This window comes from Pseudomonas sp. BF-RE-21 (genome assembly GCF_019947305.1).
GTDB classification, from domain to species: domain Bacteria; phylum Pseudomonadota; class Gammaproteobacteria; order Pseudomonadales; family Pseudomonadaceae; genus Aquipseudomonas; species Aquipseudomonas migulae.
The window spans coordinates 214,522-240,910 of the sequence record NZ_JAGYGF010000003.1 but is presented as its reverse complement, the minus strand read 5'-3'; the positions used below and the strand labels follow the sequence as shown (position 1 = coordinate 240,910).

20 protein-coding genes are annotated in these 26,389 nt (G+C 59.5%); 15 read left to right on the top strand and 5 right to left on the bottom strand.

Going from position 1 to position 26,389, the window contains the following annotated elements; all coding sequences use genetic code 11:
- Positions 1-4: 4 nt before the first annotated feature.
- Positions 5-1,258, bottom strand: coding sequence for a multidrug efflux RND transporter periplasmic adaptor subunit MexE (gene mexE / locus KGB25_RS04190; RefSeq protein ID WP_223434332.1), 1,254 nt, complete (start codon positions 1,256-1,258; stop codon positions 5-7).
- Positions 1,259-1,570: 312 nt separating this feature from the next.
- Entirely contained in the window at positions 1,571-2,488 is a 918-nt protein-coding gene (locus KGB25_RS04185) for a LysR family transcriptional regulator (RefSeq protein WP_008026287.1), read from the bottom strand.
- A gap of 269 nt (positions 2,489-2,757) precedes the next feature.
- Here KGB25_RS04185 and KGB25_RS04180 point away from each other — a divergent pair, with 269 nt between their 5' ends.
- From KGB25_RS04180 to pgm, 4 genes are all read left to right on the top strand, one after another.
- Entirely contained in the window at positions 2,758-3,780 is a 1,023-nt protein-coding gene (locus tag KGB25_RS04180; RefSeq protein WP_008044290.1) for a zinc-dependent alcohol dehydrogenase family protein, read from the top strand.
- Positions 3,781-4,343: 563 nt separating this feature from the next.
- The gene (locus tag KGB25_RS04175) at positions 4,344-5,834 is read left to right on the top strand and encodes a hypothetical protein (protein ID WP_223434331.1); all 1,491 of its coding nucleotides are present in this window, start codon (positions 4,344-4,346) and stop codon (positions 5,832-5,834) included.
- Positions 5,831-7,231 carry a PLP-dependent aminotransferase family protein gene (locus tag KGB25_RS04170; RefSeq protein ID WP_223434330.1) on the top strand — a complete coding sequence of 467 codons (1,401 nt, stop codon included), beginning with the start codon at positions 5,831-5,833 and terminating at the stop codon, positions 7,229-7,231. The genes KGB25_RS04175 and KGB25_RS04170 overlap by 4 nt, the downstream gene beginning before the upstream one ends.
- 110 nt (positions 7,232-7,341) lie before the next feature.
- Complete coding sequence (gene pgm / locus KGB25_RS04165; protein WP_223434329.1) at positions 7,342-8,988, top strand: phosphoglucomutase (alpha-D-glucose-1,6-bisphosphate-dependent); 1,647 nt, start codon at positions 7,342-7,344, stop codon at positions 8,986-8,988.
- 162 nt (positions 8,989-9,150) lie between these two features.
- Here the strand turns inward: pgm and KGB25_RS04160 are convergent, their stop codons facing one another.
- Positions 9,151-9,846 (bottom strand): pirin family protein, encoded by a 696-nt coding sequence (locus KGB25_RS04160; protein ID WP_207284350.1) that lies wholly within the window; start codon positions 9,844-9,846, stop codon positions 9,151-9,153.
- A 238-nt stretch (positions 9,847-10,084) separates the two neighbouring features.
- Here KGB25_RS04160 and KGB25_RS04155 point away from each other — a divergent pair, with 238 nt between their 5' ends.
- Positions 10,085-12,556 (top strand): UvrD-helicase domain-containing protein, encoded by a 2,472-nt coding sequence (locus tag KGB25_RS04155; RefSeq protein ID WP_223434328.1) that lies wholly within the window; start codon positions 10,085-10,087, stop codon positions 12,554-12,556.
- A gap of 62 nt (positions 12,557-12,618) precedes the next feature.
- On the opposite strand, the gene KGB25_RS04150 is transcribed toward KGB25_RS04155, so the two are convergent.
- Positions 12,619-12,891, bottom strand: coding sequence for a DUF1652 domain-containing protein (locus KGB25_RS04150; RefSeq protein ID WP_192227150.1), 273 nt, complete (start codon positions 12,889-12,891; stop codon positions 12,619-12,621).
- A 262-nt stretch (positions 12,892-13,153) separates the two neighbouring features.
- Here KGB25_RS04150 and KGB25_RS04145 point away from each other — a divergent pair, with 262 nt between their 5' ends.
- From KGB25_RS04145 to KGB25_RS04130, 4 genes are read left to right on the top strand one after another with little or no spacing between them, the layout of a single operon-like run.
- Complete coding sequence (locus KGB25_RS04145; RefSeq protein ID WP_223434327.1) at positions 13,154-13,969, top strand: helix-turn-helix transcriptional regulator; 816 nt, start codon at positions 13,154-13,156, stop codon at positions 13,967-13,969.
- Positions 13,970-14,019: 50 nt separating this feature from the next.
- Positions 14,020-15,426 carry an NAD(P)/FAD-dependent oxidoreductase gene (locus tag KGB25_RS04140; protein ID WP_223434326.1) on the top strand — a complete coding sequence of 469 codons (1,407 nt, stop codon included), beginning with the start codon at positions 14,020-14,022 and terminating at the stop codon, positions 15,424-15,426.
- Between the two features lie 30 nt (positions 15,427-15,456).
- Positions 15,457-15,798: a cupin domain-containing protein gene (locus KGB25_RS04135; protein WP_008026311.1), complete on the top strand. Its 342-nt coding sequence runs from the start codon at positions 15,457-15,459 to the stop codon at positions 15,796-15,798.
- A gap of 44 nt (positions 15,799-15,842) precedes the next feature.
- On the top strand, positions 15,843-16,928 hold the full coding sequence (locus KGB25_RS04130; RefSeq protein ID WP_223434325.1) for a polyamine ABC transporter substrate-binding protein: 1,086 nt from the start codon (positions 15,843-15,845) through the stop codon (positions 16,926-16,928).
- A gap of 43 nt (positions 16,929-16,971) precedes the next feature.
- On the opposite strand, the gene KGB25_RS04125 is transcribed toward KGB25_RS04130, so the two are convergent.
- Positions 16,972-17,628 carry a lysozyme inhibitor LprI family protein gene (locus KGB25_RS04125; protein ID WP_223434324.1) on the bottom strand — a complete coding sequence of 219 codons (657 nt, stop codon included), beginning with the start codon at positions 17,626-17,628 and terminating at the stop codon, positions 16,972-16,974.
- Positions 17,629-18,038: 410 nt separating this feature from the next.
- Here KGB25_RS04125 and KGB25_RS04120 point away from each other — a divergent pair, with 410 nt between their 5' ends.
- The 6 genes from KGB25_RS04120 (at position 18,039) to KGB25_RS04095 (ending at position 26,388) form a co-directional block, all read left to right on the top strand.
- Positions 18,039-19,496, top strand: a complete 1,458-nt coding sequence (locus KGB25_RS04120) for a serralysin family metalloprotease (protein ID WP_223434323.1) — start codon at positions 18,039-18,041, stop codon at positions 19,494-19,496.
- Between the two features lie 73 nt (positions 19,497-19,569).
- On the top strand, positions 19,570-19,956 hold the full coding sequence (locus tag KGB25_RS04115; RefSeq protein ID WP_207284344.1) for an AprI/Inh family metalloprotease inhibitor: 387 nt from the start codon (positions 19,570-19,572) through the stop codon (positions 19,954-19,956).
- Positions 19,957-20,036: 80 nt separating this feature from the next.
- Positions 20,037-21,803 (top strand): type I secretion system permease/ATPase, encoded by a 1,767-nt coding sequence (locus KGB25_RS04110; RefSeq protein WP_223434322.1) that lies wholly within the window; start codon positions 20,037-20,039, stop codon positions 21,801-21,803.
- Complete coding sequence (locus KGB25_RS04105) at positions 21,800-23,134, top strand: HlyD family type I secretion periplasmic adaptor subunit (protein ID WP_223434321.1); 1,335 nt, start codon at positions 21,800-21,802, stop codon at positions 23,132-23,134. The genes KGB25_RS04110 and KGB25_RS04105 overlap by 4 nt, the downstream gene beginning before the upstream one ends.
- Positions 23,135-23,136: 2 nt before the next feature.
- A complete protein-coding gene (locus KGB25_RS04100) occupies positions 23,137-24,513 on the top strand; it encodes a TolC family outer membrane protein (RefSeq protein WP_223434320.1) in 1,377 nt (458 codons plus the stop codon).
- A 27-nt stretch (positions 24,514-24,540) separates the two neighbouring features.
- Positions 24,541-26,388 (top strand): polyurethanase, encoded by a 1,848-nt coding sequence (locus KGB25_RS04095; RefSeq protein WP_223434319.1) that lies wholly within the window; start codon positions 24,541-24,543, stop codon positions 26,386-26,388.
- Position 26,389: the final 1 nt, after the last annotated feature.

The window sequence follows — 26,389 nt, the reverse complement described above, 5'->3', positions numbered from 1 at the left end:
TCCCTTAACCGCGTGGGGTTGCAGCAGCCAGTTTCACAACCGAACCCGGCGCGACCTTGGCAGGTGCGACTTGGGGCAGGTTGCTGGCTTCCAGCGCTTGTCGTTGTTGTGCGAGTGCCGCGAGGGTTTGTTCGCTGGCCATCGGGATCACTTCAGGGGTGACTGGCGAACCGGGACGTACCCGTTGCAGGCCCTTGACGATAATCGTGTCGTCCTTGTTCAGGCCGTTGCGCACGATGCGCAGCCCTTCGATTTTCGGACCCAGCTCGACCGCGCGGTAGGCGGTTTTGTTATCCGCATCCATCACCAGCACGAACTTTTTACCGAGGTCGGTACCGACCGCTTCATCGTTGATCAACACGGCGGAGTAGGTGCCGCTGCCGACCAGTTTCAGACGCGCATAAAGGCCCGGGGTGTAAGCGCCGTCGCTGTTGTCGAACACGGCGCGGCCACGGATGGTGCCGGTTTTCGGGTTGACCTGGTTGTCGACGAAGTTCATCACGCCCTGGTGCGGGTTGCCGTCTTCGTTGGACAGGCCGAGGTAAACCGGAGTGGTTGCACCACGTTTGCCCTGGCGAGCGAGTTGGGTGTATTTGAGGAACACACGCTCGTCAGCGTCGAAGTAGGCGTAGACCTTGTCGGTAGATACGACACTGGTCAGCGCAGTGGTATCGGCGGTCACCAGGTTGCCGGCGGTGATTTCGGCACGGCTGACACGGCCGCTGATCGGTGCGGTGACGCGGGTGAAGCTCAGGTTCAGTTTCGCCAGGTCCAGTTGTGCCTGAAGGGCACCGACCGCAGCGCGGGCTTCTTGTGAGGCACTCGTGCGCGAATCGGCCAGCTCGGCGGAAATCGCGTTGCTGGTACGCAGACGCTCACCGCGCTGGGCTTCGTTTTCGCTGCGGGTCGCATTGGCGCGCGACTGAGCGACCAGCGCTTCGAGACGGCGGACCTCGGCCTGGAAGGGACGCGGGTCGATCTGGAACAGCAAGTCGCCTTTCTTGACCAGCGCGCCTTCGGTGAAGGCAACGTCATCGATCTGACCGGAGACCCGTGGACGAATCTCTACCGTTTCCGGCGCTTCGAGGCGCCCGGTGAATTCGTCCCACTCATTGACCGGTTGTTCCAGCACCTTGGCGACGCTGACTTTCGCCGCAGGCATGGTCGCGGCAGACTCCGGAGCCTTGCCGCAAGCGCTCATCACCACTACGGCCAGCAGGGCCAACGGGAAGCGCAAATGTTTGAGTGACTGTTCCATGGATGCATCCGCCAATGTATTGAGATGGGCGGATGATGCTCGGCGGGGGTGGTATCGCACGAATCGAATGAAGCGAAGGTAACTATCATTCGGAATGATATAAGCGCCGTGCGAGCCCTCTAGCATGCACCTCGGGTTGGAACGCGATCAATGTGTTTGACGGCAATTCTGTGTTGCGGGGAATGCAAGGAATCGGCGTGAGACCGAGTCGCTCCCTTCGCGGGCAAGCCACGCTCCTACAGGAATACGCAACTGCCTGTAGGAGCGAGGCTTGCCCGCGAAGAGGCCATCAGCGCCAACAGAAGATCAGGATCAGGCCAAACTATCCGGATCCCCAAAGAACATCTGAATCCGCGACCTTAACCAACGCTCGCCCGGGTCATTGTCCTGCGACCCACGCCAGGCCATGTGCAATTCAAAGCTACGCACCGGCAACGGCGGATCTTCCGCCCGCACGCCGCCCGCTGCCGTCAACGCGTCAGCCGTGTAATCAGGCACCGTCGCGACGATATCCGTCCCGCTGAGGAGCGTGCTGAGTCCGTTGAATTGCGGCACCGCGAGTACCACGTGACGTTTGCGCCCGAGCTTTTCCAGTTCCTCGTCGATAAAGCCGCTCAAGTCACCGGCGAACGACACCAGCGCATGGGGGCGGGCGCAGAAATCATCCAGGCTCAACGGGCCCGGCACTGTATCGGCACGCAACAGTTTGGGCATGCTGCGGCGCAGCACTTTACGCTTGGCGTTGGCCGGCAGGTCGGCGGTGTAGCTGACGCCGATTGAAATCTCGCCCGAGGCCAGCAGGCTTGGCATCAGGATGTAGTTGGCCCGCCGCACCACCAGCACAATCCCGGGCGATTCGGCGCGCAGGCGTTTGAGCAGCATCGGCAACAAAGCGAACTCGACATCGTCCGACAGGCCGATGCGGAACACCGCCGTACTGGTCGCCGGGTCGAACTCCGCTGCGCGGCTGACAGCCGTGGAAATCGAGTCCAGGGCCGGGGAGAGCAGTGCGAAGATCTCCACCGCCCGCGCGGACGGTTCCATGCTGCGCCCGGTTCGCACGAACAATGGATCATCGAACAGCCCGCGCAGGCGCGAGAGCGCCGCACTGATCGCCGGCTGGCCGAGGAACAATTTCTCCGCAGCGCGGGTCACACTGCGTTCGTGCATCAGTGTTTCGAAAACGATCAACAGGTTCAGGTCGACACGACGCAGGTCATTACGATTCATCTGGAGTCCTGGCAGAGTCATCAAGCTTGACGGGAGCAGCCATATGAGAACAATGGCCGGCATGAATATTACGGGGAAAGGCTGCTACTCTGCACCGAGTAATTCAGTTTTCCTACAAAGGCTGCTTCGGTTTCTTACGACATTTGAAGATGTCGCCGGCGCTGCGGAATCAATGACAGGCATGTCGACTATTAATAGCCACTGATAGTCTTGGGTAGAAAGCCCAGATAGAGTTCAGGGCATTAGAGGTTTCTTTGACGAGGTTTGCGATGTCCCGCACGATCCGTTTTCACAAGTTTGGTCCAGCCGAGGTGCTCAAATGCGAAGAGCATGCGGCCGCTCTCCCTGCACCGGGCGAAGTGCAGGTGCGCGTCGAGGCGATTGGCATCAGCTGGTACGACATACTCTGGCGCCAGAACCTGGCGTCGTCCCATGCTCGTTTGCCTTCAGGCCTTGGCCATGAAATGTCCGGCGTCGTGACGGCGGTTGGCGATGGTGTTGATGACCTGGCGGTTGGCGACAAGGTCGCCAGTTTCCCGGCTGAAAGTCCGAACGACTATCCCGTCTATGGCGAGCAAATAGTTCTGCCGCGCTCGGCACTGACCCGTTATCCGGACGTGCTGAGCCCGATTGAAGCGGCGGTGCATTACACGCCGCTGTTGATTGCTTACTTTGGTTATGCCGATCTGGCACGGGTCAAGCCTGGGCAATTTGCCCTGGTGACTGACGCGAGCCACTGCGCCGGGCCTTCATTCGTCCAATTGGGTAAAGCCTTGGGTGTACGGGTGATTGCCGCCACGAAAACGGCCGAAGAGCGTGAATACCTGCTGTCGCTGGGTGCCGAGAAAGTCATCGTCACCGAGGAAGAAGATCTGCTTATGCGGATCAACAAGATCACCGATAACCGCGGTGTCGATGTGGTGTTCGATGGCCTGGGCGGCCCGCAGATGTCGCTGCTCGGCGATGTGCTCGCGCCTCGCGGCAGCCTGGTGCTGTATGGCCTGCAAGGGGGTAACCAGACGCCATTCCCGGCCTGCGCAGCGTTCCAGAAGAACATTCAGTTCTTTGTACACTGCATCGGCAATTTCACCGGCAAGCCGGAGTTGGGCATCATTCAGGACCAGGTTGCACTGCAACGAGCCTTGCGCGACATCAACCAGATGACCGCCGATCGTGTGCTGCTGCCGCTCAAGACTCGGGTCTTCCCGTTTTCCGAGTTTGTCGAAGCACACCGCTACATGGACGAATGCCCATGCCGCGAGCGGGTCGCCCTTCAGGTCGAACCTGCGTAACAGCCCCTGAAAAAGTCCGTGCCTGCACGGACTTTTTTATTGCCCCTCGCAAAACATTGAGACGTCTCATCGATCTGTCGATGGGTCAGTTCAGCAACTGAACTGGTTTTTGCTCTCGATCTGTATCTTCTAATCAGCATCTAAGCCTTGATAATTGAATGATTACTTTCATCTCAAGGAATGAGTCATGTCTGGGTGTCAGGCTGATACTTTTCAACGCACATTGTTAATAGATATCCGACCAACAGTAATTCTTTGCGCAGCTTTCAAAAAGACATGTGCGGCTTCTATCTTTATTTCTTGTACTACCTATATGTGGGACGTTGTCGGACATTTCCTAGGATGTTCTGTTAAGTCGCCAGATGCCGGTGGCACGGGGCTTTTGCGCCATCCGGCTTCGACGGATACAGCGTCGGCGATCAACCATTTCAAATAATTACCAAAAGTATAAGTGCTAGCCTTTGACAATAATGTCCAGCACTTCATCCGTGTCAGACAATCCGCTGTGCAGTGCATATCGCTGTTTATGCAGTACTGAACTTACGAGCATCAGGTAAATAAAGATGACCCATATCCATGATCAGGCGATGAACTATGTCTATCAGCAAATGCTGCAACGCTTGCTGAGTTTTTTCTCTCGGGCCGAACGCACGGCATTGCAACTGATGATCCAGCGTCTGGTGGTCGCCGCGGGGGGCATGGAGCGCATTGGTGATTACAAGGTGCTGGCGATCCAGTCCGGCTCGCGGGACAGTTGCTACACCCTGGCGCTGCTGCGCGCCGCACAACTGAGCATTGCCGGTCGGGCGCCCGCCACGTTCCAGTTGCGCGTGGCCTCCCTGCGAATGAACGGTGCCAGCTCGATGGCCCAGGAAAACATCCATCGCAGCTACAGTTCGTTGTTTCTCTACGACGATCCACGGGTCGAAGTGATGATGGTGGATAACCGCGAAGTGTTGCCGTTCAGCCACCCGGCACCGATCTCCGATGCCGGTCGAGAAGCCAATCGGCTCAATGTGCTGATGGTGGGCCACCGTCGAACCTGGAACGGGCCAATCGATCTGTGGGACGACGGCTATCTGGCGACCGGCGAGTTCTATGGGCAGATCGCGCGCTGGGACGGTGGCGTCGATGCCTTGGTCAGCAGTGACACGTCACGTCAGCAAAAGCAGTTTCTCGAAGGCTTGAAGCGGGCGGCGGCCAAGGCCGGGCTCAAGACCTCAAGTCCGGTTGAAACAGGCTTTGATGAACTGTTCGCCTTGCTCGATGAGATCGGCAGTGACTGCTATCGCGCGTTTTATGCCGAACAGGGGCAGGCGGCATGGCGGCCGGCCGAGCGCTTCGAGGCCTGTCGCCGTACCACGTTCATCGACATTCAAGACATGCTGGTCAGCAACCTCGAAGAGCGCTGGCCGCTGCTCACCGAGTTTCTCGGTTTTCAACCTGACGAACTGGCGGCTCAGATCAGCGACAACGAATTCGTCAGCCTTTCGATATCCGCACACGTGCGGGGGCTGCAAGCGTGCTTTGTGCACGGTCGCAGCTATGAGGCGGGTGTCGCCGAATACTTGCAACGGGCATTGGTGATGATGCGCCGCAAGCGACTCCCGGAGCGTTTGTGCGAGCAAGCAGTGGCGGTTTTCGGTAACCCGGCAAGGCTGTCCGAGCAGCGTGGGCTGGCCGCGGCCGAGGCGCAAAAAAACCTCGGTTTGACCGAGGCTCAGCTGGTGTGCCTGCTCTTCGCACCCTTTGTCGAAAACGGTGCTGCCCTTGAGCGCTTTCTGCGTCAGTGTCATCCCGGAATGCTGGTGGCGATGCCTGATCTGCACCGGGCAATGCAGGGCAATCCGGTGTCGGAGCAGATTCTGCAATGGATGGTCGACGTCAGCGGGCTGCCCGTCGGCCTGCTCGGCACACTTTACCGGATGGGGCCGGTGCCAGGGGCCGAGGGCAGGGTGGCTGACCCGAATGCTGATGGCGTGGACCTGCCATCGGAAGCCGCCGACTTTGGCGATGATGCCGCGGTGGCGGGTGAAGGGTCAGCGGGACATTGAAAGGACCACGCGAGACCGACTTTGCTTATCAGGCGGTGTACCGATACCTGACGCACCTGATCAATGAGCCGGTCAGCGACACGCGTGTGCGCCTGCCGTCGTTGCGTCAGTTGGCGGATCGTTTGAGCGTGTCGATTTCGACGATTCAGTACGCGTATTCGTTGCTGGAGAAAGAAGGGCGCGTGTATTCGGTCGCCAAGTCCGGCTATTACGCGTTGCCGGTGTCCGCCATCAATGCGCCCGGCAATGGCAATGACCTGCTCGAAAGCGTTTATTTCAGTGCCAGGTGCCCAGGCATGCTGGTGTTGAGCGCCGATGAACCGGCATTGTTGCAGCCCCTCGACAGTCCGTTATTGCTGCTGGAACGGGAACTGCTGCGCCAGTATCCGCGCCAGCCGCAACCGCCTTCGCAGCCCTGCGGCGAACTGGAACTGCGTACCGCCCTGGCCGCGCGTTACACCACAACGCCGGTACGCTGCTGGCATGCCGATGACGTTTACATTGGCGCCGACTTGCGCGGTGTCCTGGAAATACTGATCGCCGTGTTGAGCCTCAAAGACGCCGCGGTGGTCCTTGAGTCTCCGTGTGACTGGGCGATTCTGCGCTTGCTCCAGGCCGCCGATGTCCAGGTGATCGAATTGCCGCTGCAAACCGATGGCGGGCTAGACGTCGAACAGCTCAAGAAGCTGCTGGAGACCCACCCGGTGCGGTTGGTCGTGCTGTCCTCTGCTTTGAACATGCCGCAAGGCAGCCTCGCAGATGACGACAACCGACGAGCCATTGCGCAGCTCCTCGAACGGCATGGCAGCTGGGCGCTGGAAAACGATTGCTACGGCGAACTCGAATTCGAACCGGGCGGCTTGCGGTTTCGTGACCTGCTCGACCCTGACCGGCTGATCGTGTTTTCCACGTTCGAAAAAATCATCGGCCCGGAAGCGCCCTACGGCTTTCTGTTGTCACGGCATTTCAGCGCCGAATTGCAGCGGCACTTTTTACTGCGTGCCTTTCGCCTGTCGCCGATTCGCCAGAAAGCCATTGCCCGTTTGTACGGTAACGGACGGATCGACCAGCACCTGCATGTGCTGCGCAGGTTGCTCAAGGACCGCAAGGTGCAGATGACGCAGTTGTTGCAGGAGCGCCTGGGCGATGCCTTGCATTTTGTCGAGCCTCAGGGTGGGGCAACGATTTGGGTGCGCTCCCTGCGACAGGTCGATGTGCGGCGGGTGTTTCAGCGCCTGCTCAAGCATCAGGTGGTGATTGCGCCGGGCGAGCTGTTCAGTTTGCAGGGCCTGCACACGCAACACTTTCGCCTCAGTCATAGCTTTGGCGGTGATCATGATCTTGCCGCTGCACTGAGTCTGCTCGGCGATGCCTTGCGTCTGGAATCGGTAGACTGAGCATGTTCGCAAAACATCCTTTGCGTCCGTGGATCGATCCCATCGCGTTGCGGTCAAACTGCCAGTAAACTGCGTCCCTATTCCTGAACCACTCTATTCAGAGGTTTTGCATGACACTCAGTCCTTTTGCGGGCAAACCGGCACCGGCAGAGTTGTTGGTCGACATCCCGCGACTGGTAACGGCTTATTACACCGGCCAGCCCGATGCCGCGATCTCCACCCAGCGTGTCGCTTTCGGCACGTCCGGGCACCGAGGTAGCTCGTTCGACTTGAGTTTCAACGAATGGCACGTTCTGGCGATCAGCCAGGCGATCTGCCTGTACCGCGAAGCCCAGGGCATCGATGGTCCGCTGTTCGTCGGCATCGACACCCACGCGCTGTCCACCCCGGCGGGCGCCAGCGCCCTCGAAGTGCTGGCCGCCAACGGCGTGACGGTGATGATTGCCGAGGGTGACGAGTACACCCCGACACCAGCGATTTCCCACGCGATTCTCTGTTACAACCGTGGCCGCACCTCGGGCCTGGCAGACGGCATCGTCATCACGCCGTCCCATAACCCGCCGCAAAGCGGGGGCTATAAATACAACCCCACCAACGGTGGCCCGGCCGACACCCACATCACCAAGTGGATCGAAGCCAAGGCCAACGAGCTGCTGGGCAACAAGCTCGCCGGCGTCAAGCGCATCAGCTACGAGCAGGCGCTGAAGGCCAGCACCACGCACCGTCACGATTACCTCAACACCTATGTCGCCGACCTGATCAACGTGATCGACTTTGACGCCATCCGCGATGCCAAGCTGCGTCTGGGCGTCGATCCGCTGGGCGGAGCAGGGGTGCGTTACTGGTCGGCGATTGCCGAGCATTACAAGCTGGATCTGGACGTGGTGAACACGCAGGTCGATCCGACCTTCCGCTTCATGACGGTCGACTGGGACGGCCAGATCCGCATGGACCCTTCGTCCAGCCACGCCATGCAAGGCCTGATCGGCCTGAAAGAGCGTTTTGACGTCGCGTTCGCCTGCGACCCGGATCACGATCGCCATGGCATCGTGACGCCGTCCGGTGGTTTGCTCGCGCCGAACAGCTACCTGGCAGTGTCCATCGACTACCTGTTCCAGAACCGCCCGCAATGGCGCGCCGATGCAGCCGTGGGTAAAACCGTGGTCAGCAGTGGCTTGATCGATCGCGTGGCCAAGCGTTTGGGCCGTCGTTTGTACGAAGTGCCGGTCGGTTTCAAATGGTTTGCGGACGGTCTGTTCGACGGCTCGCTGGGTTTTGGCGGCGAAGAAAGCGCCGGCGCCTCGTTCCTGCGCAAGGACGGTGGCGTGTGGAGCACTGACAAGGACGGTTTGATCCCGGCGCTGCTGGCCGCGGAAATGACCGCCCGCACCGGCCGCGACCCGAGCCAGGCGTATCGCGCGTTGACCGATGAACTGGGCGAGCCGTTCTCGGTGCGGGTCGATGCCAAGGCCAATCCGCAACAGAAAGCCTTGCTGAGCAAGTTGTCACCGGAGCAGGTCACCTCGACCCAGCTTGCGGGCGAAGCGATCCAGAACATCCTCAGTCATGCGCCGGGTAATGACCAGGCGATCGGCGGTTTGAAAGTCATGACCGAAAACGGCTGGTTCGCGGCGCGTCCGTCGGGTACCGAAGACATCTACAAGATCTACGCCGAGAGTTTCGTCAGTGACGAACACCTCAAGCAGTTGGTTGCCGAAGCTCAAACATTGGTGGATGGCGCTATCTCTGCGAAATAGTTGAGGGCCCCATCGCTGGCAAGCCAGCTCCTACAAAGGATTGCGCTGGCCCTGTAGGAGCCGGCTTGCCGGCGATGGCGGCATCAGACACGCCGCAAATCCCGAAGCAAAAAAAAGGGCGACTATGACAGTCGCCCCTTTTTTTGCCCGGCATTTACCCAATCAAGCCAGGTCCACCAAAACAATCTCACTGTCTTCAATGGCCGTCACGCGCAACACCTGCTCATCAGCCACCGCAACACCATCTCGAGCTTGTGCTCGCAAGCCATTGACTTCAATCGCGCCCGTCGCCGGAACCAGGTAAGCACGGCGGCCATTGTCCAGACGATACTCCGCAGACTCGCCAGCCTTCAGGTTTGCCGCAACCAGGCGTGCATCCGCACGGATCCGCAGGCTTTGGTCGTCACCGGCCTTGCCGCTGGCCAGGGTCACAAAGCCTTCGCGCTGGCCTTTAGGGAACGGTTTCGCACCCCAGGACGGTGCCAGGCCTGTTTCGTTCGGGATGATCCAGATCTGGAAGATCCTGGTTTCAGTCGCTTCCAGGTTGTACTCACTGTGAGCGATCCCGGTGCCGGCGCTCATGACCTGCACGTCGCCTGCTTCGGTGCGGCCCTTGTTGCCGAGGTTGTCCTCGTGGGTAATCGCACCTTCACGGACATACGTGATGATTTCCATGTCCCGGTGCGGGTGTTTCGGGAAACCGGTACCCGAGGCGATCACGTCGTCGTTCCACACCCGAAGGTTGCCCCAGTTCATGCGTTTAGGGTCGTAGTATTCGGCGAACGAAAAGTGGTGATGAGCATCCAGCCAGCCATGGTGGGCGCCGCCCAGGGAGTTGAAGGGTCTGAGTTCGAGCATGATCGTCTCCTGAAAGGGGTGGTGAATGGCGAGCATCATCTATCAGGCACTGATCGATAAAAAGCGTAAAAAATGCCTCAATACAATCGAATAAATTGATATCAAATCACCTCGAAACATTCTCATCCAGCCTTCACTTCATCGCATAAGCCAATGACCTGTAAGCATTTCACTAGAACTGAACGGCAAATGCAGACACCATAGCCCTCAACAGCCTCACACCCTGGAGTCAGCCCGCGTGCCGCAACACACCCCCGATCCTCCTCCTGAACTTCGTCCCCTGGCCGAGATGCCGCTGCTCAAGCGCCTGGCCGCCCGATTCTTTGGCCACGGGCTGACGCGTCTGCGTGCACAACATCGGGCGTCATGGCTGCATGGCCAGGCCGACGGTTTTCGCAGCGGTCACAGCGCCGGGGTGGATTACGGCTATAAGGAAGGCAAGCTCGAAGGGTTGGAGGAAGGTCGGCAGGTGTTGCTGATTCGTGACTCGCGCTCCACCGAACACCGGCCCCCCAACGTCGATGACAACCTGTTCGACGACTGGCGCCTGCCATTGAGCGCCGAGCTGAAGAAGCGCATGAAGGCCGATGTCGCTCGTTTGCTCGCGCCGCACGCTCAACCCAGCGCCGCGCAGTGGAAAATGATCTTCAGCGATACGCCATCGACGTCGGTCATCGCCGGCGCGGGGGCGGGCAAGTCGACCACCCTGGTGCTGCGTATTTTGCTGCTGACCCACTATCTGGGCTTCGAGCTGAGCTCAATGACCGTCGTGACCTTTACACGGGAGTCACGCAAGGACTTCATCAACAAACTGATCGAGATGTTTGCGCTCTGGGGGCGGCCGCTCGGTTTCAAGGAGGCGCGGGACCTGGTGCGCACCTTCCATTCGCGAATCCTGCCCATGGTGCGCAGCCTGCCGGGCTTCGAGCGGCTGCAAGCGTTCGAAAACCTCAGCAACCGTGTGCAAGGCGCTGATGATGAGGCCGATAGCAATCCTTTCGACTTGCGCATCAACGACGCCCAGCGTCAGCAGCTCAACGCCTGCTATCACAACCTGCACACGCGTGATGAGCGCTTTCGCGAACTGATCAAACCTTTGTCGCGCCATGCCTTGCAGCTCAAGGAGCTGGAGCGCGATCACCCGGACGTGCAAAAGCGCATGGCCGTGACCGAACTGGCCGCCAAGCGTGATGAAGAACTGTGCGACTTGATTGAAGATTTGTGGTTTCGCGCGGGTGCCTGGCCCATCAAAGGCATCGAGCCCAATCGCCAGTCGTTTGATATCAACGGCTCGACCTTTCATTGTCATGGCTATATCCCGAGCCTGGACGCGTGGGTCGTGCTGGGTTTCGATCCTCGGGAAAACCCGCAGGTCAGCCGCCCGAATGCCAAGCTCAGCGTCCGTGCGGAATGGGCGGTAAAGCGAACCCTGTTTCAAGTTTTCTGCCGTAAGCCTTTGATATGGCTAGATAGTTATGAAACTTCAAAGCGTGTTTTGGCCTCCCTTGCGGGCGATGCCAGCGCCGGGCCGGGGTTTGATTACAAGGTCAAGGGCGAGCTCGGTTCCGCGCCGTTGCTGGACTGTTTTGTCGCGGCGGCCGGGTTTATCGAAAACCTTGGCCTGGATGTTCCGAATGCCGTGGGCCAGATGAGCTTCGCCAAGGACGACCCGGACCGGTTTTTCTTCGAGGCCTTGAGCCTGTTCTGGCGAGCCCTGGAAGATCATCTGCTGGATCAGAAGCCTCCGGTGATGACCTACAACCGCATGTTCGCCTTGTTCAGCGAGCATTCCCCGGAAAACCAGAAGCTGTTGAGCGATGAACTGCTGCGACCGTTGTCGCACCTGATGATCGACGAGTTTCAGGACGTCTCGCCGCAGATTGTTTCCTGGATTCGCGCCAGCCTCGCCGAGATTCGCAGTCGCGGCCCGGCCATGCACGTGGGACGCGGCGCTCAGCGTTCGTCGCTGCTGTGCGTGGGTGATGACTGGCAGTCCATTTATGGATGGCGCGGCAGTTCGCCGACGTATTTTATGGAGTTCAACAAGGAGTTCCCGTCGCCGAGCACGACCAAGGTCATGCTCAGCGACAACTATCGCAGCCATCAACACATCATCGATGCCGCCGAACACATCGTACGCGCCGCGCCGGCCATCGCCGGCAAGAAGGCCAAAGCCAGTGGCGAGTCGAAGGCTTTGTTGCCAGTCAACGTGCTCGATCGGGATGATCAAGGCTTGGCCAAGCGGTTGATGGAACACTACAGGCAGGGCGATACAATCTTGATGCTTTATCGAAAAAGCAGCGATAAGTCATTGATAGAAGAGCATATTCAGCCTGTAGTTAATGTTGATTCTAGCTTGCCGTACGAGTCACGACGACTGAAGCAGTTGACCTATCACAGCGCCAAGGGCCTTCAGGCCGACGCGGTGTTTCTGCTGGGAGACTGCCAGCACCTGACCAGTTCGCCCTACAAGAATCAGGTCTACTGCATGGCGGGTCTGGGCAAGGCTGGCGACAACGAAGCTTACGATAACGCGCAAAAAGACGAGATTCTGCGACTGGCCTATGTCGGCATCACCCGGGCGGTCAGCCATTGCTACTGGTATGTCGATGGCCAGGACACCCAAGCGGCGAACATGCCCAAGGCCTCCGACCGGATCGGCAAGGGCAAGGCGTTTTTTGCCGATCACCGGGGCAAGACATCGGCGTAAACCCGTACTCATAAAAAAGCCCACAAGATGTGGGCTTTTTTATGGCAGCTGCGCTTCAACCTTCAGGCATAACTCTTGAGGGCCACCGGAGGAATGAAAGACTCAAGCTCATCCTCCACCGCTTCAATGATTCGTTCTACGTCCGCTGCGTTCATGACAGTGGCGCATGGAATGCCGGCAATGGCGATCATGGTCTCGCCTGTTGCACGGTCAAAAAGACGGGCAATCATGCTGCCCGGTGCGTCCATGCTCGCCTCAAAACCCATGGGATGAAAATGCCAGCGCATCAGCTGGCAGGCGTTTGGAAAGGTGACTTTACTGAACCCTTTATTCATATGTTGCCCGCCTGATTCATCGAGCGCTTCCGTTAGCTCATGTTAGGAGGGAAGAGCCTTCATTGGCTCAACCGTTGACTGTCTTTAAAAGTAGCACCCGCATGTGAAAATAATGTGGATTTTTCAGGCCGATTGGCAATTGGTTGCTTTTTTTTGATTCGGCTCACAGCGCTGTGACCTTTCAGCAAAAGGCCGGTACTGCTTGCTCATTGAAGCCGGTGCGGAATTTCGGCAAGCTCGCCTTTTTCTCGTCGAGTCCTTTATGCATGCCGATGATGATGGTCCGCTGCAAACCCAGGCCACGAGCGAGACGGTCATGCGCTATCACCTGCGCTGGAAGCACCGCGACCTGGACGGTGTCATGGCGTTGTATCACCCGGACATCCAGTACAGCGACTTCTTCCAGAACCGCGTGATGGGGCTGGACGAGTTGCGCGAGTACGTGCGCAGCAGCATGCCGCGCGATCCGGATGAAGCGCTGGAGCACTCGGACCGCATCCGTCTGGACGGCAACACCGCGTTCATTCAGTACCGCATTACTCTGCGCGGTGGTGAAGGGTTGGTGTCATTTCGGGCCAGCGAGGCGATTACCGTCCGCGACGGTCTGATCTGGCGTGTCAACGAATACGCCTCGCTGGTGCATGAGCAGCCCGTCAGCAAAACCACAAACAGTGCACGCCCGGCCGTCAGCCGGCTCGGGTTGTCGCCGCGTCAATTGAGTTTCATGGCGCAGGACCTGCAACAGTACTTCCAGCACCAGCAACCCTATCTGGACCCGGAGCTCGATTTGCAACGGGTGGCGAAGGCGTGCGGGTACAGCCGCAATCAGATGTCCTATCTGCTCAACCAGGTGCTGGGCCAGAGTTTCTACCGCTACGTTAACCAGGCGCGCTTGCAACATGTGCTCGCCGCACTGGAAAACGCCGCGCCGCCACTGCGTATCGACGATCTGGCGTTTGCTGCCGGCTTCAATTCGCTCTCGGCGTTCTACAGCTGTTTCCGCCAGCACACTGGTCTGTCGCCCAAGGCCTACGTCAAACAAATTTCTTTGCGTGCACGCGCGCAAGACAGCCTCTAAGCCCACGCACTAGGATCAACGCCATCGAAGTTTGAGTGGCGGAGTCTTGCATGCCGGCGTGGCGCACTATCAGTTTGTGGATGGATCAACTCGACGAGCCGTTGTTGGCGCGTCCGGCGCTGGAACACGATCTTGACGTCGACGTCGCCATCATCGGCGCGGGGTACACCGGGCTCTGGACCGCGTACTACCTCAAGCGCCTGGCGCCGGGCCTGAACATTGCCATCGTTGAAGCGCAGACCGCCGGTTTTGGCGCCTCCGGGCGTAATGGCGGCTGGTTGATGGGCAACCTCCTGGGGGAAGACCGCTTGCTCGCCGATTTACCGGCCGGGCAGCGGCGGGCGTCGTATGACCTGCTGCATAGCATTCCCGATGAAGTTGAAGTTGTCCTCGAACGAGAAGGCATCGCCTGCGATTACCGTAAAGGCGGGGCGCTGTATTGCGCGGCGCGGTATCCGGAACAGGAAACCAGCCTGCGACAGTATCTGGACAAACTGTATGGCCAGGGCCTGACGGAAAGCCATTACCGCTGGCTCAGCCCCGAGCAGTTGGCGCAACAGATCAGAATCGCCAAGCCTTATGGCGGTATCTATGCACCGCACGTGGCGACCCTGCACCCGGCAAAGTTGGTGCGAGGTCTGGCCCGGACGGTCGAACGCATGGGCGTCAGGATTTACGAAAACAGTCCGGTCACCCACTGGCAATCGGGCAGCCTGCGCACGGCGAAGGCCATGGTGCGCAGCCGCTGGATCGTTCCGGCGGTAGAAGGGTACGCGACCACGCTGCCTCCGCTGGGGCGTTATCAGTTGCCGGTGCAAAGCCTGATCGTCGCCACCGAACCGCTGTCCGCCGCCACTTGGGACGAAATCGGCCTGAGCCACGGGCAGGCGTTCGGCGAAAACAGTCGCCAGGTGACTTACGGTCAGCGTACGGCGGACAACCGCCTGGTGTTCGGCGCGCGGGGTGGCTATCAGTTTGCCGGCAAGCTGCGCCATGACTTCGACCTGACCGCCAGTGAAGTCGACTTGCGGCGTTACCTGTTCGGCGAACTTTTCCCGCAACTCAAGAACGTACGTATTACCCATGGCTGGGGCGGCAACCTCGGCATGTCCCGGCGGTTCAAGCCGCACATGCTGTGCGATCAAGCGAGCGGCATTGCGATTTCCGGCGGTTATGGCGGGGAGGGCGTTGGTGCCAGCAACCTGGGTGGACGGACCTTGGCCGACTTGATCCTGCAACGCGATACCGAGCTGGTTCGCCAGCCATGGGTCATCCCTCAGGGCGGTCTCGATGCACTGAAGCCCTGGGAACCGGAGCCCTGCCGCTGGCTCGGCTACAACGCGATCATCCGCAGCTTCGTCCATGAAGACCAGACCCTGGCCAACCCGGCTACCGCGCCTTGGCGACGCAAGCTGGCCAGCGGGGTCGCCGGGTTCATGGAAGGTTTCATGCAGTAATCGGCGCTTTCTCCATAGACAGGTACTCCCATGGGCATCACGCAGTTCAAGAACACCGCAACCCTGAAACTGGACGAATCAAACCCGGTCGCCGTGCCGTTGGGAACTCCCGTGGCGGTGGCGTCCACCACCAGCGTCGAACGCGACGACGGTGTCGAAACCGGCGTCTGGGAATGCACCCCTGGCCGTTGGCGTCGGCAGATCGTGGCCCAGGAATTCTGTCATTTCATCCAGGGGCGCTGCACCTTCACCCCGGATGACGGTGAAACCCTCCACATAGAAGCCGGCGACGCACTGATGTTGCCAGCCAACAGCCTCGGTATCTGGGACATCCAGGAAACCGTACGCAAGACCTACGTTTTGATTTTTTGATCCTCTGATTGCCTGCCAACAAAAACTCACACAGGAATCCACTCATGATCCGAAAGACCCTGGCACTCGCTCCCCTGGCGCTCGTAGTGAGCCTCAGTCACGCCGCCGACACCGTGAAGATCTACAACTGGTCGGACTACATCGCCCCGGACACCACCAAAGACTTTCAGAAAGAAACCGGCATCGGCTTCAGCTATGACGTGTACGACAGCAACGAAACCCTCGACGGCAAGTTGATGACCGGCAAATCCGGTTACGACGTGGTGTTCCCGTCCAACCACTTCATGGCGCGGCAGATTGAGGGCGGGGCGCTGAAGAAGCTCGACAAGAGCCAGTTGCCGAACTGGAAGAACCTCAACCCGGTACTGCTCAAAACCCTGCAAACCAACGACCCGGGCAACGAGCATGGCTTTCCGTACCTGTGGGGCAGCACCGGCATCGGCTACAACATTGCCAAGGTCAAAGCGGTGCTGGGCGATAACGCGCCCGTGGATTCCTGGGACCTGATCTTCAAACCCGAAAACATGGCAAAACTGCAGAAGTGCGGCGTGGCTATCCTCGACAACGGGCCCGAGCTGCTGCCGGCCGCGCTGAACTACCTGGGCTTGCCGCATCACAGCAAAAACCCGGAAGACTACAAGAAGGCTGAAGCGCTGCTGATGAAAGTCCGGCCTTACGTCAGCTATTTCCACTCGTCCAAATACACCAGCGACCTCGCCAACGGCGACATCTGCGTGGCGGTCGGTTTCTCCGGCGACATCCTGCAGGCCGAAAACCGCGCCAGGGAAGCCAAGAACGGCGTGGACATCGGCTATGCGATTCCCAAGGAAGGCGCCGCCATCTGGTTCGACATGGTCGCCATGCCCGCCGACGCCCCGGACGAGAAAGCCGGCTACGCCTTCATGGACTACCTGTTGCGCCCGGCCGTCATGGCCAGCATCAGCAACTACGTGCACTACGCCAATGGCAACGAACAGGCTGACAGCCTGATCGACCCGGCAATCAAGAACGACACCAAGGTTTATCCGAGCCCGGAAATGATGGGAAAACTGTTCGCGCTGGAAGCGATGCCGCTGAACATCGACCGGATACGGACACGGGTGTGGAACAAGATTCGCACGGGCAGCTGACAGGTTGCACCAACGCATCGGGACAGGATGTCCCGTTGCGCAATCAGCCGACCGGCTCGACCGTGCAACTCATTTGCCCCGAGCCGGGTATCTGGAACAAGGCATCGCTGCCGTTCTGCAAGAAGCTGTAGCTCCCCCGGTAATCCTTGCCGTTGAATTGGGTTGCGGAATCATTTGGCACCTGGATAAGGGTGGCAGAGGTATTCGCCCATTTCAGGTACACGACACGCGGCTCGACATTGAAGTAAGTGACGGCGATCAACGCGTTGAGTCCGGTGCAACGAAAGGCTACCGGGCCGTCAGTGAGCCTGCTTGGATCCTTGGTTCGTGCAATCACTGAGCCCTGCCGTAGCTGATGCGCACGCTCGGCATAACTGCGGATCGTGCAGGCCTTGGGCTCCGCCTCGGCAGAGCAGCGATTGCGGGCGTCCACCCAGAACCGTTGTTCGATCTCGACTTTGTCAGGCCGCGGTACGGAATGATCGTCTGTGAGCGCGAGGCGATAGAGGCGCGTCAGTTCAATGTCCATCTGCTTCAGTTGTGGGGTGCGGCAGATCAGCTTCTCGATTGCAGCGCTGGCCCTGGCGCAGTCGAAGCTGGTTGCCAGGACCGTAGTAGTCCCGGCATTCGCGCACAGGCTCGTTGCCGCACAGGCACTGGCGGTAATGAGCGCGACCCACAAGGGCGTGACCCTTTTCATCTCGACTTCACCCGGATCATTTCATGAGGTCCGCGAAGAAAGTTAACCCGGTATTCAGTGTGGTCTCATTCTTCGAAAAGTCTAATTTTTACCCATGGAAGTGCGCGAATCAAAACGCCAATAGTCGGACGATTTTGATCCCGGCAACTTACTTTTATTTAATATTTAAATTGTAGATTGTCCGACAATAACGCTGGCTCACTATTTTAGATACGCCGACTTCTAATCACGCCTATTGTTTTCGGGCATATTCTGAAGTGCGCAAACTTGACGCCAAAAAAGTAGTGGACGATTGATTTCAAATTGTGTCAGTTTTCTTTCGCCTTCATTGGGCGAGTGATAGGACGATCTCGCCAGAGATTGTTGCTATCTAAAAAAACTGTTCCATAGCAAAACAAGGAAGTGTGTTTATGTCGAAAGTAAAAGACAGCGCTATTGATTCCGCTGAACAGGCATTCCAGCCATTTCAAGCCTTGGCGGCTCCCAGTTCTGCGTTCAACCAGATCAATAGTTTCAGCCATCAGTATGACCGTGGCGGCAATCTGACGGTCAATGGCAAACCCTCGTTTTCCGTCGATCAGGCAGCCACCCAATTGCTGCGCGACGGAGCTGCTTACCAGGACAAGGACGGCAGCGGCAAAATCGAACTGACCTACACGTTCCTGACCTCGGCCTCGTCGAGCACCATGAACAAGCACGGGATTACCGGGTTCAGTCAGTTTAGTGCCCAGCAGAAAGGCCAGACCGTGCTCGCCCTGCAATCCTGGGCCGACGTCGCCAATGTCACCTTCACGGAAAAGGCCACCGGCGGCGACGGTCACATGACTTTCGGCAACTACAGCGGCGGCCAGGACGGCGCAGCGGCATTCGCTTATTTGCCTGGCACGGGCGCAGGTTACGACGGGACTTCCTGGTACCTGATCAACAGCAGCTACACGCCCAACAAGACCCCGGACCTGAACAACTACGGCCGGCAAACCCTGACCCACGAAATCGGGCACACCCTTGGCCTGGCTCACCCCGGCGACTACAACGCCGGTGAAGGCGCACCGACCTACAACGACGCGTCCTACGGGCAAGACACCCGCGGCTACAGCGTCATGAGTTACTGGAGTGAAAGCAATACCAGCCAGAACTTCAGCAAGGGCGGCGTCGAAGCTTATGCGTCGGGCCCGTTGATCGACGATATCGCGGCCATCCAGAAACTCTACGGCGCCAACACCACCACTCGCACCGGTGACACCACTTACGGCTTCAACTCCAACACCGGTCGCGATTTCCTGAGCGCGTCTTCGTCGGCGGACAAGGTCGTGTTTTCGGTGTGGGATGCGGGCGGCAAGGACACCCTGGATTTCTCCGGGTTTACCCAAAACCAGAAGATCAACCTCAATGAGACCTCGTTCTCCGACGTTGGCGGCCTGGTGGGTAACGTGTCCATCGCCAAGGGCGTCACCGTCGAAAACGCCATTGGCGGTTCGGGCAATGATTTGTTGATCGGTAACGGTGTTTCCAACGAGCTGAAGGGCGGTGCCGGCAACGACATCCTTTACGGCGCGGGCGGTGCGGACAAGTTGTGGGGCGGCACCGGTTCGGACACCTTCGTGTTCGCCGCCAGCAGCGACTCCAAACCGGGTGCAGTCGACCAGATCCTCGATTTTGTCAGCGGCCTCGACAAGATCGACCTGACCGGCATCACCAACGGTGCAGGCCTGCATTTCGTGAGCGCATTCACGGGTGCGGCGGGCGATGCAGTGCTGACGACCTCAGGTGGTAACAGCCTGCTGTCAGTGGACTTCTCCGGGCATGGCGTGGCGGACTTCCTGGTCAGCACCGTCGGCCAGGCGGCGTACTCGGACATCGTGGCCTGATTCAAGGCAAAAGGAGGGCGGCGCCGATGCGCCGCCCTTTGTCACTTGAGCCACGACCCTGAGTGAAACGCCTATGATTTGTAACGCTTTTACCTGCAAAACAAACGTGTGGCTGTTAGCCGCGCTCATGATGTTTTTTGGAGATGTAGCCATGGCAAGCAGCCTGAAGCTGGCAGACCCGTCGGAGCTGGCGGGAAAATGGCGGGTGACGCAGCAAGACAACCCGTCGATCGTTTGCCCCCTCGAATTCAAAGCCAACCAGACGTTGGGCGACGGCACAGAGTGCCTCGTCGAATGGCTGGAGGAGCAACCGGTCGGCTGGTTCCCGGAGCCCGACGGCATCGCGCTCACCGGCAAGGAAGGGTCGAAGATTGTGTTTTTCAGTCGTCAGCGCGACGGGCTGTATCGAGGCACTTCAAAGTCCGGGCTGATCATAATACTTGAGCATCCGCTTGATTAATCGAGATGCGCCAAGTTGTTATTAAAGTGTAAGTAACGACCTCGTCAGGCAGGCGAGGGATAACACCTCAGGAAGAGCCCATGAAGATGGCGAATAACCCGGTTTCCACGCCGTTAATAAGGGCGCTGGGTGATTACAAGAGCATTCTGATCAGCGTCGGTTGTTTTACGGCGCTAATCAACATTCTGATGTTAGTGCCCTCTATATATATGCTCCAGGTCTATGACCGGGTGCTGTCATCGCAAAATGAAACCACGCTGGCCATGTTGTCGCTGATGGTCGTGGGGTTCTTTGCGTTTATTGGCTTGCTGGAGATTATTCGCAGTTTTATCGTCATTCGTATCGGCAGCCAACTGGAGCGCCGCTTCAACCTGCGGGTTTATCAGGCCGCTTTCGAGCGCAATTTGTTCAGGGGCGAAGGCAACGCCGGGCAGTCGCTGGGGGATTTGACTCACATTCGCCAGTTCGTGACCGGCCCGGCGCTGTTCGCCTTCTTCGATGCCCCCTGGTTCCCGGTGTACCTGCTCGTGATCTATCTGTTCAACGTCTGGCTCGGCGTGTTTGCCACAGCGGGCGCGGTAGTGCTGATCGGGCTGGCGTGCCTCAATGAGGCCATGACCAAAAAGCCTTTGGGAGACGCGGCGGTTTTCTCCCAGAAGTCCAGCCAGATGGCCACCAGTCACCTGCATAACGCTGAAACCATTCAAGCCATGGGCATGCTCGGCGCCTTGCGTCATCGCTGGTTCCAGGTGCATTCGCGTTTCCTCGGCCAGCAGAACAAGGCCAGCGACACCGGCGCGGTCATCAGTTCCCTGAGCAAAACCCTGCGGCTGTGCCTGCAATCCCTGGTATTGGGTCTGGGCGCGCTGCTGGTGATCAAGGGCGACATGACCGCCGGGATGATGATTGCCGGTTCGATCCTGATGGGCCGCGTCCTGAGCCCCATCGATCAATTGATCGCGGTCTGGAAACAGTGGAGCGGCGCCAAGCTCGCTTACCGCCGTCTCGATGCGTTGCTGCAAGCCTTCCCGCCGAGCGACGACGTCATGGCGCTGCCGGCACCGAAGGGCCACATCCGTTTTGAACAGGTCAGCGCCGGTCCTCCGGGGCAGCGTGGTGCGACGTTGCACCTGGTCAATTTCAGCCTGGATGCCGGCGAAGTGCTCGGCGTGCTGGGCGCTTCCGGTTCCGGCAAATCGACCCTGGCCCGAGTGCTGGTCGGCGTCTGGCCGACCCTTGGTGGCACGGTGCGCCTCGACGGTGCCGATATCCATCGCTGGAATCGCGACGAACTCGGTCCCTACATCGGTTATCTGCCGCAAGACATCGAACTGTTCAGCGGCAGCATCGCGCAAAACATCGCCCGGTTCCGTGAGGCCGATCCGCATACCGTCGTCGCAGCCGCGCAACAGGCGGGTGTGCATGAACTGATCCTGCGCATGCCTCAGGGTTACGACACGCTGCTTGGCGAGGACGGCAGTGGCTTGTCCGGCGGTCAGAAACAGCGCGTGGCACTGGCGCGTGCCTTGTACGGCAAGCCGAGCCTGGTGGTGCTGGACGAACCGAACTCCAACCTCGACACCGTCGGCGAAGCGGCGCTGGCCAGTGCCATCTCGCACATGAAGGCCCAGGGCACCAGCGTGATCCTGGTGACTCACCGCTCTTCGGCGCTGGCCCAGGCCGACAAGTTGCTGGTGCTCAACGACGGTCGTTTGCAAGCGTTCGGCCCGAGCCAGGACGTGCTCAAGGCGCTTTCCGGTGCACAGGAACAAAAGCCTGCGCAGGCACCGGGTGGGCTGAGCATGAGCCGGCAGTATCAGCCCTCGACAAGGAGTTCGGGCGTATGAGCAACCTCAACGAAGCCAACATGGAACACGACTACATCGCCGAACGCCCCGAGCGCGATGCGCGTTTTTTTGCGCGCATGGGCTGGATTCTGGCCATCGTCGGCGCCGGCAGTTTCTTCACTTGGGCCAGCCTGGCGCCGCTCGACCAAGGTATTCCGGTGCAAGGCACCGTGGTGGTCTCGGGCAAGCGCAAAGCGGTGCAATCGATGAGCAGCGGGGTGGTCAGCCGGATTCTGGTGCGCGAAGGTCAAGCGGTGAAGCAAGGGCAGCCGCTGTTTCAACTCGACCAGACCCAAGTCGCCGCCGACGTGCAATCCCTGCAAGCGCAATACCGCATGGCCTGGGCCAGCCTGGCGCGCTGGCAAAGCGAACGGGACAACCTCAAGCAGGTGAGTTTTTCCGCCGAACTGAGCAACGATCCCGACCCGCGTCTGGCGTTGGTACTGGAAGGCCAGCGGCAGTTATTCAGCAGCCGCCGTGAAGCGTTTTCCCGCGAGCAGGCTGCCTTGCGCGCCAGCATCGAAGGCGCTGGCGCGCAACTGGCCGGCATGCGCCGCGCACGCTCGGACTTGACCGCCCAGGCCAGTTCCCTGCAACAGCAACTGAGCAACCTTCAGCCGCTGGCGGACAACGGCTACATCCCGCGAAATCGGCTGATGGAGTACCAGCGCCAACTGTCGCAGGTGCAACAACAATTGGCAGAAAACACCGGCGAAAGCGGCCGGGTGGAGCAGGGCATCCTCGAATCGCGGCTGAAACTGCAACAACACATCGAGGAGTACCAGAAAGAAGTCCGCACCCAGCTGGCCGACGCGCAGCTCAAAAGCGTGACGCTGGAGGAGCAACTGACCTCCGCCGGTTTCGACTTGCAGCACAGCGAAATCATCGCCACCGCCGACGGCATCGCGGTCAACCTTGGGGTGCATACCGAAGGCGCGGTGGTGCGCCAGGGCGAAACCCTGCTGGAAATCGTTCCGCAGGGCACTCGCCTGGAAGTCGAAGGGCATCTGCCGATCAACCTGATCGACAAGGTCGGTACGCACTTGCCGGTGGACATTTTGTTCACCGCGTTCAACCAGAGCCGCACGCCACGGGTTCCCGGCGAAGTCAGCCTGATTTCCGCCGACCAGATGGTCGATGAGAAAACCGGCGCTCCGTATTACGTACTGCGCAGCAGCGTCAGCGAACACGCCATGGAAAAACTCAACGGCCTGGTGATCAAGCCCGGCATGCCCGCGGAAATGTTCGTGCGCACCGGTGAACGTTCGCTCCTCAACTATCTGTTCAAGCCGCTGCTCGATCGGGCAGGTTCCGCGTTGACCGAGGAATAAGGATGTTGCGCTGTATGAATAAGCTGTCTGTGTTCGCGGCGAGCCTCGTGCTGCTGACCTGCAACCCGTCAATGGCCATGGGGCCGTTCGATCTCTACGAGCAAGCGTTGCGCAATGATCCGGTGTTCCTCGGCGCGATCAAGGAGCGCGACGCCGGCCTTGAAAACCGCGCGATCGGCCGTGCCGGGCTGCTGCCGAAACTGGGTTACAACTACAACAAGGGCCGCAACACCTCCAAAGTCACTTACCTCAACGAGCGCGGGCAAAACCAGAGCGATGACCGCAACTACAGCAGTTACGGTTCGTCGTTGACCCTGCAACAACCGCTGCTGGACTATGAGGCCTACGCGACGTACCGCAAAGGCGTGGCGCAGTCGCTGTTCGCCGATGAGAACTTTCGCGGCAAGAGCCAGCAATTGCTGGTGCGGGTGCTGGAGAACTACACCCAGGCGCTGTTCGCCCAGGACCAGATCGACATCGCCCAGGCCAGGAAGAAAGCCTTCGAGCAACAGTTCCGGCAGAACGAGCAATTGTTCCGTCAGGGCGAGGGCACGCGCACCGACATCCTCGAAGCCGAGTCACGCTACGAGCTGGCAATCGCCGAAGAAATCGAAGCCCGCAACGAACAGGACGCGTCCCTGCGAGAACTGGGCGCGCTGATCGGCGTGCCGGCCGTCGACATCAGCGATCTAGCGCCGCTGGATCAGCAGTTCCAGACCTTCACCCTGCAACCGGCCAATTACGACACCTGGCATGAGATGGCGGTCGCCAACAATCCGGCCCTGGCCTCGCAACGTCAGGCGCTGGAAGTGGCGCGCTACGAGGTGGAGCGCAATCGCGCCGGGCACCTGCCCAAAGTCAGCGCCTACGCAACGGTGCGCCAGAACGAATCGGAAAGCGGCAACACCTACAACCAGCGCTACGACACCAACACCATCGGCATCGAAGTCAACGTCCCGCTGTACGCCGGTGGCGGTGTCTCGGCGTCGACCCGTCAGGCCAGCCGCGCCATGGAGCAGGCCGAATACGAACTGGACGGCAAGACACGGGAAACCCTGATCGAGTTGCGTCGCCAGTTCAGCGCGTGCCTGTCGGGGGTGAACAAGCTGCGGGCCTATCAGAAAGCACTGACGTCCGCCGAAGCGCTGGTGGTGTCGACCCGGCAGAGCATTCTCGGCGGTGAGCGGGTCAACCTCGACGCGCTGAACGCCGAACAGCAGCTCTACACCACACGTCGCGATCTCGCGCAAAGCCGCTACGACTATTTGATGGCATGGACCAAGTTGCATTACTACGCCGGCACCTTGAACGAGCAAGACCTGGCCAAGGTTGACGAAGCATTTGGGCAAGGCCCGAAGGAACGCCGGAAAGATCTCTGACAATTCCAACAAAAGAGAGGCTTTACCATGGGTGTGTACGACTACAAAAACTTCGGCACAGCAGATTCAAAGGCGTTGTTCACCGACGCCATGGCGATCACGCTGTACTCCTATCACAACCTCGATAACGGCTTTGCCACCGGTTATCAGCACAATGGCTTCGGCCTGGGTTTGCCGGCGACGCTGGTGACCGCGTTGATTGGCGGTACTGACTCCCAGGGCGTGATTCCCGGCGTGCCGTGGAACCCGGATTCGGAAAAAGCCGCGCTGGCGGCGGTGCAGAAAGCCGGCTGGACGCCGATCACCGCTGCGCAGCTGGGTTACGACGGCAAAGTTGATGCACGCGGTACGTTCTTCGGCGAAAAGGCCGGGTACGCCAGCGCCCAAGTGGAGATCCTCGGAAAATACGATGCGCAGGGCCATCTCAGCGAAATCGGCGTGGCCTTTCGCGGCACCAGTGGACCTCGGGAGAGCCTGATCAGCGATTCGATCGCCGACGTGATCAACGACGTGCTGGCCGCGTTGGGCCCCAAGGATTACGCGAAAAACTACGTGGGCGAGGCCTTCGGCGACTTGCTTGCCGATGTTGCCGCGTTTGCCCGGGCCAATGGCTTGTCGGGCAAGGACGTGCTGGTCAGTGGTCACAGCCTTGGCGGGCTGGCGGTCAATAGCCTGGCGGACCTGAGCAACGACAAGTGGGCCGGGTTCTACAAGGATGCCAACTACATTGCCTACGCCTCACCGACGCAAAGCAGCACCGATAAAGTGCTGAACGTCGGTTATGAGAATGACCCGGTGTTCCGCGCGCTCGACGGCTCGTCCTTCAACCTGTCGTCGCTGGGCGTGCACGATGCGCATCAGGACTCGGCGACCAACAACATTGTCAGCTTCAACGATCATTACGCCTCGACGGCGTGGAATGTGCTGCCGTATTCCATCCTCAATATTCCGACCTGGATTTCCCACCTGCCCACGGGGTATGGCGATGGCATGACGCGGGTGCTGGAGTCGAAGTTCTACGACCTCACCAGCAAGGACTCGACCGTCATTGTTGCCAACCTCTCTGACCCGGCGCGCAGCAGCACCTGGGTTCAGGACCTCAATCGCAACGCCGAAACCCACAAGGGCAGCACCTTCATCATTGGCAGCGACGGCAACGACCTGATCCAGGGCGGCAAGGGTAATGATTACCTGGAAGGCCGCGACGGCAACGACACCTTCCGCGACGGCGGCGGCTACAACATCGTGCTGGGTGGCAAGGGCAGTAACGTGCTGGATCTGCAGCAGTCAGTGAAAAACTTCGATTTCGCCAATGACGGCGCGGGGAACCTGTACATCCGCGATGCGCAGGGCGGCATCAGCATCACCCGCGACATCGGCAGCATTGTCACGAAGGAGCCGGGGTTCCTCTGGGGGCTGTTCAAGGATGACGTGACCCACAAGGTCACCGCCAACGGCCTTGCGGTGGGCAATGACCTGACGCAGTACGCGTCCACGCTGAAGGGCGGAGCAGGGGCCGATACGTTGAAGGCGCATCCCGGCGGTAATTGGTTGTTTGGTCTGGACGGCAACGACCATCTGGTGGGCGGCCAAGGCAACGACGTGTTGGTGGGCGGGGCAGGAAATGACCTGATGGAGGCGGGTGGCGGGATCGATACGTTCCTGTTCAGTGGCGCGTTTGGCCAGGATCGGATCGTGGGTTATCAGGCGAACGACAAACTGGTGTTTCTCGGGGTTCAGGGGGTGGCGCCGAATGATGACGTACGCGCCCATGCCACGGTTGTGGGGCAAGACACGGTGCTGACGTTTGGCGGTGATTCGGTGACGCTGGTCGGGGTTGGGCTGGATAGCCTGGCCAATGTCGTCATCGCATGAA

Excerpts from the sequence above, each read along its gene's own strand:
- mexE (WP_223434332.1), bottom strand. The coding sequence starts at position 1,258 with ATGGAACAGTCACTCAAACATTTGCGCTTCCCGTTGGCCCTGCTGGCC.
- KGB25_RS04185 (WP_008026287.1), bottom strand. The coding sequence starts at position 2,488 with ATGAATCGTAATGACCTGCGTCGTGTCGACCTGAACCTGTTGATCGTT.
- KGB25_RS04180 (WP_008044290.1), top strand. The coding sequence starts at position 2,758 with ATGTCCCGCACGATCCGTTTTCACAAGTTTGGTCCAGCCGAGGTGCTC.
- KGB25_RS04175 (WP_223434331.1), top strand. The coding sequence starts at position 4,344 with ATGACCCATATCCATGATCAGGCGATGAACTATGTCTATCAGCAAATG.
- pgm (WP_223434329.1), top strand. The coding sequence starts at position 7,342 with ATGACACTCAGTCCTTTTGCGGGCAAACCGGCACCGGCAGAGTTGTTG.
- KGB25_RS04160 (WP_207284350.1), bottom strand. The coding sequence starts at position 9,846 with ATGCTCGAACTCAGACCCTTCAACTCCCTGGGCGGCGCCCACCATGGC.
- KGB25_RS04150 (WP_192227150.1), bottom strand. The coding sequence starts at position 12,891 with ATGAATAAAGGGTTCAGTAAAGTCACCTTTCCAAACGCCTGCCAGCTG.
- KGB25_RS04145 (WP_223434327.1), top strand. The coding sequence starts at position 13,154 with ATGCATGCCGATGATGATGGTCCGCTGCAAACCCAGGCCACGAGCGAG.
- KGB25_RS04140 (WP_223434326.1), top strand. The coding sequence starts at position 14,020 with ATGCCGGCGTGGCGCACTATCAGTTTGTGGATGGATCAACTCGACGAG.
- KGB25_RS04135 (WP_008026311.1), top strand. The coding sequence starts at position 15,457 with ATGGGCATCACGCAGTTCAAGAACACCGCAACCCTGAAACTGGACGAA.
- KGB25_RS04130 (WP_223434325.1), top strand. The coding sequence starts at position 15,843 with ATGATCCGAAAGACCCTGGCACTCGCTCCCCTGGCGCTCGTAGTGAGC.
- KGB25_RS04125 (WP_223434324.1), bottom strand. The coding sequence starts at position 17,628 with ATGAAAAGGGTCACGCCCTTGTGGGTCGCGCTCATTACCGCCAGTGCC.
- KGB25_RS04120 (WP_223434323.1), top strand. The coding sequence starts at position 18,039 with ATGTCGAAAGTAAAAGACAGCGCTATTGATTCCGCTGAACAGGCATTC.
- KGB25_RS04115 (WP_207284344.1), top strand. The coding sequence starts at position 19,570 with ATGATTTGTAACGCTTTTACCTGCAAAACAAACGTGTGGCTGTTAGCC.
- KGB25_RS04110 (WP_223434322.1), top strand. The coding sequence starts at position 20,037 with ATGAAGATGGCGAATAACCCGGTTTCCACGCCGTTAATAAGGGCGCTG.
- KGB25_RS04105 (WP_223434321.1), top strand. The coding sequence starts at position 21,800 with ATGAGCAACCTCAACGAAGCCAACATGGAACACGACTACATCGCCGAA.
- KGB25_RS04100 (WP_223434320.1), top strand. The coding sequence starts at position 23,137 with ATGTTGCGCTGTATGAATAAGCTGTCTGTGTTCGCGGCGAGCCTCGTG.
- KGB25_RS04095 (WP_223434319.1), top strand. The coding sequence starts at position 24,541 with ATGGGTGTGTACGACTACAAAAACTTCGGCACAGCAGATTCAAAGGCG.